At 34.8% G+C, this 6633-nt stretch carries 9 protein-coding genes and 1 pseudogene; 6 read left to right on the forward strand and 4 right to left on the reverse strand.

The genetic code is table 11. The features are described from left to right. Window positions 1-617, forward strand: a pseudogene (locus WBN20_RS03855) (TonB-dependent receptor); the annotation flags it as partial. A 39-nt stretch (window positions 618-656) separates the two neighbouring features. Here the strand turns inward: WBN20_RS03855 and WBN20_RS03860 are convergent. Continuing rightward, window positions 657-1094, reverse strand: a complete 438-nt coding sequence (locus tag WBN20_RS03860; protein ID WP_424280766.1) for a hypothetical protein — start codon at window positions 1092-1094, stop codon at window positions 657-659. A gap of 250 nt (window positions 1095-1344) precedes the next feature. On the opposite strand from WBN20_RS03860, the gene greA reads away from it, so the two are divergent. Further along, the gene (greA, locus tag WBN20_RS03865) at window positions 1345-1821 is read left to right on the forward strand and encodes a transcription elongation factor GreA (protein WP_424272280.1); all 477 of its coding nucleotides are present in this window, start codon (window positions 1345-1347) and stop codon (window positions 1819-1821) included. 67 nt (window positions 1822-1888) lie between these two features. Beyond that, window positions 1889-2281 (forward strand): HIT family protein, encoded by a 393-nt coding sequence (locus tag WBN20_RS03870; protein ID WP_424272281.1) that lies wholly within the window; start codon window positions 1889-1891, stop codon window positions 2279-2281. Here the strand turns inward: WBN20_RS03870 and WBN20_RS03875 are convergent. Both WBN20_RS03875 and WBN20_RS03880 read right to left on the reverse strand, forming a co-directional pair. After that, window positions 2268-2624, reverse strand: coding sequence for a hypothetical protein (locus tag WBN20_RS03875; RefSeq protein WP_424280767.1), 357 nt, complete (start codon window positions 2622-2624; stop codon window positions 2268-2270). The genes WBN20_RS03870 and WBN20_RS03875 overlap by 14 nt on opposite strands. Beyond that, complete coding sequence (locus WBN20_RS03880) at window positions 2624-3775, reverse strand: sensor histidine kinase (RefSeq protein ID WP_424275093.1); 1152 nt, start codon at window positions 3773-3775, stop codon at window positions 2624-2626. Before WBN20_RS03880 ends, WBN20_RS03875 begins: the two co-directional genes overlap by 1 nt. A 77-nt stretch (window positions 3776-3852) precedes the next feature. Between WBN20_RS03880 and WBN20_RS03885 the strand changes: the two genes are divergently transcribed. From WBN20_RS03885 to aat, 3 genes are all read left to right on the forward strand, one after another. Next, window positions 3853-4794 (forward strand): flavin reductase family protein, encoded by a 942-nt coding sequence (locus WBN20_RS03885; protein ID WP_424280768.1) that lies wholly within the window; start codon window positions 3853-3855, stop codon window positions 4792-4794. Continuing rightward, a complete protein-coding gene (locus WBN20_RS03890; protein ID WP_424272285.1) occupies window positions 4772-5149 on the forward strand; it encodes a DUF3127 domain-containing protein in 378 nt (125 codons plus the stop codon). The genes WBN20_RS03885 and WBN20_RS03890 overlap by 23 nt, the downstream gene beginning before the upstream one ends. A 63-nt stretch (window positions 5150-5212) precedes the next feature. Next, entirely contained in the window at window positions 5213-5890 is a 678-nt protein-coding gene (gene aat, locus WBN20_RS03895; RefSeq protein ID WP_424280769.1) for a leucyl/phenylalanyl-tRNA--protein transferase, read from the forward strand. On the opposite strand, the gene WBN20_RS03900 is transcribed toward aat, so the two are convergent. Further along, on the reverse strand, window positions 5858-6544 hold the full coding sequence (locus WBN20_RS03900) for a DUF2490 domain-containing protein (protein ID WP_424272287.1): 687 nt from the start codon (window positions 6542-6544) through the stop codon (window positions 5858-5860). The two genes, aat and WBN20_RS03900, sit on opposite strands and share 33 nt — an antisense overlap. Window positions 6545-6633 lie beyond the last annotated feature (89 nt).

Consider the following 6633-nt stretch of genomic DNA (forward strand, 5'->3'; position numbering starts at 1 on the left):
CCAATATATATTACATGAGGTATAAAGATCAGTTAGTATTAACCGGAGAACTCAATGACGTAGGGGCTCCACTACGGGCCAATGTTGGTGACAGTTATCGTCTTGGTCTTGAAGTTGATGCCAGTATAAGCATTGGTAAGCGCTTCAAATTACAACCCAATATGGCACTCAGCACAAATAAGAATATTGATTTTCTTTTTGAGAGAGATGGGGAGTTAGAAAATTTAGGGAATACCAATATTGCCTTCTCTCCAGATATTGTGGTAGGTAATATTCTTAGTTACTTGCCCAATGAAAAATTTCAATTGTCGTTACTTACAAAATATGTTGGCAAACAATTTATGGGGAATATTGATGCGGAAAGCTCTGTTCTTGAGGATTATTCTCAAACAGATTTTAATATTCAATACACTTTCAATACAAATACATTCATAAAAAGCATTGTACTCTCAGGGTTGATAAATAATATTTTTGACGCAAAATTTGTATCCAACGGCTACTTTTTCACTTATGATGACGATTTTTCCAATCCGGGAACAATAACCACTATTGAAGGTGCCGGGTATTACCCACAGGCAGGAATTAATTTTTTATTGGGAGCAACATTTAATTTCTAAGGTTATCCAGGTGATAATTTAGGATGTTACCCCTTAATCTCAGTTAGAAATTACAACTGTTGTTCCATCAAATGAAGTGTTGTAAAATAAAAGGTCATAATAAGGTTTTCCGTCATCATGTCTGTTTAATTGTTGTCCTGTAAACAAACTATATTCAAAATCTTCGCAGGAACAAATTACAGTTTGACTATTAAGATCCATCGTAGAACAAGCATTTGGAGCATGATTTGGGCAACTCGATTCCCAGGCAAAAAATTGATCAAAACCCTTATTGATGACAAAAATACCTCGTATACCAACGCCCTGGTTTCCAATATATATGGCACTACCTGTGTTGGTTAAAGGACTATACAAGGGTAAATTAAGATTAGCTTCAAATCTGAAACCAACTTCCGGCAAATAAGGATTGCGGTTTCCTTCATCTTTGCTACAGGCCAGGAGCAAAATAAAAACTAACCAAAAGCATATTCTTTTCATATAATTATAAGATTCAATTAAGCTATCTTAAACAAAATTGAACAAAAAATATGTATCTTTGCGTTAAATCCTCTTTAAAAAAGGGGATTTTCTTATCGATTAAACCTCATTTTGATGAATAACTCCACTTAATGTGTTTATCCTAAATTAGTTAAATCAAAATGATAGTTTAAACTAATCCTGCGTTTTCGTAGGATTTATTGTTTAATGATTTTGGACTTGTTTAATATGTTCAATAAATAATGTAGTTATGAGTAATGTGTCTTATTACACTGCTGAAGGATTAAAAAAACTCAAAGAAGAATTAAACCACCTGAGGGATATTGAAAGACCTAAATCTTCTCAGGCAATCGCGGATGCCAGAGATAAAGGTGATTTATCTGAAAATGCGGAGTATGATGCTGCTAAAGAGGCACAGGGATTGCTGGAATTAAAGATATCCAAAATGGAGGAAACCCTGTCCAATGCCAGATTAATTGATGAATCTCAACTAGATACTTCTAAGGTTTTAGTGCTTTCAACAGTAAAACTAAGGAACCAACAAAATGGGATGGAAATTAGCTACACTCTTGTGGCTGAAAGTGAAGCGGATTTGAAGGCAGGAAAAATTTCTGTCACTTCGCCAATTGGCAAAGGCCTTCTTGGTAAAGAAGTAGGTGATGTTGCCGAAATCACAGTGCCAAATGGCACGCTAAAATTTGATATTCTTGAAATAAGCCGGAATTAAAAAACTTTAATTCTTTATATTTAATCCTATCAATATTGATAGGGTTTTTTATTTAATATAGTTGATTGTGGAAAGTATTTTTACTAAAATAATAAATGGTGATATACCATCTTACAAAATTGCCGAGGACGATAATTTTTTTGCCTTCCTGGACATTAACCCCAATGCAAAAGGGCATACTTTATGTGTGCCAAAAAATGAAGTAGATAAAATAATGGATATGAATAAAACTGAATATTTAGGTTTAATGGCATTTGCCAGAAAGGTGGGTAAGGCTATTGAAGCAGCAATAGACTGCAAACGGGTGGGGATTACAGTAATTGGTTTAGAAGTGCCGCATGTGCATGTACATCTTATTCCCTTAAATAAGATGGCTGATGCGACCTTTATGAACAAAATTGAATTGTCCTCAGAAGAATTTGAAGATATTGCGCTGAAAATCCGTTCTAAAATGAAATAATATCACTTTGGAATAGGTAATATAATACCGCAGCAATGACAATAGGAGTTAGTATAAGAATGTAGAATAATACAGTGAATTTTGTGCTCGCTTTTTCCGGATTGACCATTTTTTGGTAATACTCAAAAATCCTTTCAATATCTTCTGTCCAGTTCACGGGATAAATAATGCTTTCGCATGTATTGCATTTAATTTGATGAGTCACCTTAGCGGTAATCTTATGATAGAGTCTTCCAAATAAGTGCTTCTGATAAAACGTAATTTTCATATCCTGATTAAAACATTCAGGGCAATTATTCGTGATGTCGGCCTCCTTAATAACAACTAATTTTTCTTTTGCCATTATTGTTGATCTGATTTCATTGATATTTGCATTATAGTTCCTTCCTTACTCGAAGAAAGTACTTTTACCTTTCCTTTATGATACTCCTCAATTATTCTTTTAACAAGCGATAGCCCTAAACCCCAGCCACGTTTTTTTGACGTGTAACCAGGGTTAAAAATGGAATTGAAGTCCCCTTTCGCTATTCCATGTCCGGTATCTGAAATTAATATATTAACGTATTTACCGTCCGGAACAATTTCGATGGCGATATTACCTTTGCCTTTCATAGCGTCAATTCCATTTTTGACCAAATTTTCGATAGTCCAATTGTATAATGAACTGTTCAATAGAACGGGTAATTGTTCAATCTTAGATGTAAAGGTAAAATGAATGAGTTTAGAACTTCTGAGTTTTAGATATTCAAAGGCATTCCTGGTTTCTTTAACAATGTCGTGTTGTTGTAGTTTGGGGAGTGACCCTATTTTTGAAAAACGATCGGTTATATTCTGTAATCTTCCAATATCTTTCTCGATTTCTTTGGTAATATCAGGATTTATTTGTTCACTTTTCAATAGTTCATTCCAACCAAGGAGTGAGGTCAGTGGGGTACCTATCTGGTGAGCGGTTTCCTTTGCCATTCCTGCCCATAGTTTGTTTTGTTCAGATGCTTTGTTGGTTTTAAAGAAAAAGAAGATTACTGCAGCAAACAGAAATATGATTAATAAAAGAGCAATAGGGTAGTATTTTAATTTATTTAATACTTCTGAATTACCGTAATAGAGTGTAGCTAATTGCTCATCGTTATAATCAATAGCAATAGGAGTGTTTTCTGCTTCAAATTTTTTTATCTTCTTCTTTAAATAAATTGTATCAGCAACTAATTCTTCCGGCATATTGTTGGTTCTAATGGATCCATCCATATTTACCAGAATCATTGGAGTTGAGGTATTGTTTTGAAATATTTTTACGTGTAGATTTCCCAGATCCCTGTCTTCTGAAGACTGCAATAATTCGGACTGAGCTGTAGCCCAAATCTCCATTTTATGACGCTCTTCTTCCTTGAATTTTTTAAAAAAACTATTGGTATTCCAAAGAATAAGACTTACAATAACAAATGATGCTATTAATAGTAATAGATTAGAAGTCTTCTTTTGGGAATTAAAATTCATCCTAGCGGTTAATTAGCATTAAAGATAACAGAAATTGACCTAAAATGTTGTGTTCTACAAGTGAGTTAAAGTTTTAAATGGGATACAATTTATATACCTTTGTTTTAATGCAAAAAGCTATATCCCTTATACCTTCTGAGATTACTACCGGACAGTTACATGCCTACCTTTTAGGTGCAGTTGGACCCAGGCCGATAGCTTTTGCTAGTACTGTTGATGAAAAAGGGATTCCAAACCTATCTCCCTTTAGCTTTTTTAATGTTTTTAGCGCTAATCCACCAATATTGATTTTTTCACCCGCCAGACGAGTGCGGGATAATACTACAAAGCATACATTAGATAATGTGCTTAAAACAAAAGAAGTGGTTATCAATATTGTAAATTACGAGTTGGTTCAGCAAATGTCTTTGTCCAGTACTGAATATGATCAAGAGGTTAATGAATTTATTAAGGCAGGATTAACCATGTTAGACTCAGATTTGGTTAAACCATTTAGAGTTGCAGAATCTCCTGTCCAGTTTGAATGCAAAGTAACAAAGGTGGAGGCACTGGGCAAGAAAGGAGGAGCAGGTAATTTGGTTTTTGCAGAAGTTGTCAAAATGCATTTCGATGAATCCATTTTAGATGAAAACGGCTTAATTGACCAATTTAAGATTGATCAGGTTGCCCGTATGGGAGGTAATTGGTATAGCAGGGCTAATAAGGGCATGTTTGAGGTTCCAAAACCACTTTCAAAGCGTGGAATTGGGGTTGATAATATTCCTGTAGAAATAAGATCAATTAAAATGCTTACAGGGAATGATTTGGGCTTATTGGGAAATGTTGAAAGAATTCCGGATAAAAATGATATCGCAGAATTTATAGCAACAAATGATCAAATTCGGTCAATTGTTAAAAAAAGGGATTCAAAGGAATTACCAAGAATAATTAGGGAATATTTAGATAATAATGAGGTACTTTCGGCATGGAAAGTATTACTAATAAATACTGATTTAAATGGAAATACAAGGAAAAATTAAAATGATTGACGAGACTAAAACCTTTGGCAATAACGGTTTTAGAAAAAGAGAGGTAGTTATTACTACAGAAGAACAGTATCCCCAACATATATTGGTAGAATTTGTTCAGGATAAATGTGACTTGCTTAATAAGCATAAAGTTGGAGAAACTGTAAAAATCAGCATTAACCTAAGAGGAAGGGAATGGACAAACCCTCAAGGGGAGGTTAAATATTTCAATTCTGTTCAAGGATGGCGAATTGAAACTCTGCAACCTGATCAAGGGGATAGTGGAATACCACCTGTTCCGCCTATTGAAGCATTTGAACCGGCTGAAGAATTAAATGAGGAAGATCACGACGATCTGCCTTTTTAGAAATCGCCCTATTCAGCATCGGATTGGTTTTAGGTTTAAGGGTAATTTAATGAGCTGTTAAACTTGAAGAAAAAAAATTCGGAAATTTATTTTTTAACAGATCGGTTGGAATTTCCTCCGGCGGATAATGCCAATGAGGATGGACTACTGGCAGTTGGCGGAGATTTGTCTTCTTCCCGACTATTGCTGGCATATAAATCCGGGATATTCCCCTGGTTTAATGACGATTCTTTGATCTTATGGTGGAGCCCGAATCCCAGGATGATCTTATTCCCTCATAAGATTAGGATTTCTAAAAGTATGCGACAAATTTTGTCGGGTACACGGTTCACTTTAACCCGGAATAAATGCTTTAGGGAAGTAATAGAAAACTGTGCGGAAATAGAAAGATCTGGGCAGGAAGGTACCTGGATAACGGATAATATGATAGAAGCATATTTACAATTGCACCATCGGGGAATAGCCAAGTCTTATGAGGTCTGGGAAGAAGGGAAGTTAGTTGGAGGACTTTACGGTGTTGATCTGGGACATGTGTTTTGTGGTGAAAGTATGTTTTCCAAAGTATCAAATGCATCTAAATTTGCATTTATAAAATTAGCCCAGGATCTCGAATCACATAACTATAAATTTATCGATTGTCAGCTATACACCAAACATTTGGAAAGTTTGGGGGCTGAAGAAATCCCGAGGAAGGAATTTTTGGAATTACTACAGGCTGAAATTCAGGGAAGAAAGCAATAATGTTCTATGTTGAATAGTCTCTGTTAAATTCAGCAATCTATATTCAAGCCCAAATTGTAATTTGGTTTTAGAGCTTAATAACCAACCAAAATTCGCTGTAAAACGTTGTTCGTAAATTGGCTTCAAATCCTTTCCTGCATTAAGAAGTGTTTCAGTATTTCCTATAAAATAACTTTCACCTACATCCAGATTCTGACCTTCAAGAGGCATGTCTAAAGTAAATCTATATCTAAAACGATGAATGGTTAGTAGCGATGTAATCCTTTGTTCAACTCTAACCCTATGTCCGTAGCGTACCTTATTGGATCTGGATACTATGTTGTATTGTTCCGTTATCCGAAATTCATTTATACTTTCCAGTTCAAATAGTTCAGAATATCTGAACAAAAGTCCAAGGCTCAAATTTTGATTGCCACCTATTCTAAAATTTGAAAAATGACCAAAATCTAACTGAAGCGCATTAAATTCTAATTCAGACGATTCATAAATTGTACTTCTATTGGCAAACGACCAATTGTGTGAATACAATTTGGATAGATTGTAGTTTATTGCTACTCTAGGTTCAATAAACGTGGTAAAATTTTCCTGCCCTCTGATAAATACAGAAAATAGTAGTAAACCTATTAATAGTTTGTAATTATTAATAAAGGACATGATCATAGTTGGCCGGAAGAGATTCCCTCATTTTAATAAAACCTCCCTCCGCACCGAATAGTATTTCAAAGTCGGCATGGTTATCCTGT

Source organism: Eudoraea sp. (assembly GCF_049665975.1).
Taxonomy (GTDB): Bacteria; Bacteroidota; Bacteroidia; order Flavobacteriales; family Flavobacteriaceae; genus Eudoraea.

Bases quoted from the DNA above. Each gene is read 5' to 3' on its own strand.
- WBN20_RS03890 (WP_424272285.1), top strand. From the start codon at position 4,772: ATGGAAATACAAGGAAAAATTAAAATGATTGACGAGACTAAAACCTTT.
- WBN20_RS03875 (WP_424280767.1), bottom strand. From the start codon at position 2,624: ATGGCAAAAGAAAAATTAGTTGTTATTAAGGAGGCCGACATCACGAAT.
- WBN20_RS03880 (WP_424275093.1), bottom strand. From the start codon at position 3,775: ATGAATTTTAATTCCCAAAAGAAGACTTCTAATCTATTACTATTAATA.
- WBN20_RS03885 (WP_424280768.1), top strand. From the start codon at position 3,853: ATGGGATACAATTTATATACCTTTGTTTTAATGCAAAAAGCTATATCC.
- WBN20_RS03900 (WP_424272287.1), bottom strand. From the start codon at position 6,544: ATGTCCTTTATTAATAATTACAAACTATTAATAGGTTTACTACTATTT.
- WBN20_RS03860 (WP_424280766.1), bottom strand. From the start codon at position 1,094: ATGAAAAGAATATGCTTTTGGTTAGTTTTTATTTTGCTCCTGGCCTGT.
- greA (WP_424272280.1), top strand. From the start codon at position 1,345: ATGAGTAATGTGTCTTATTACACTGCTGAAGGATTAAAAAAACTCAAA.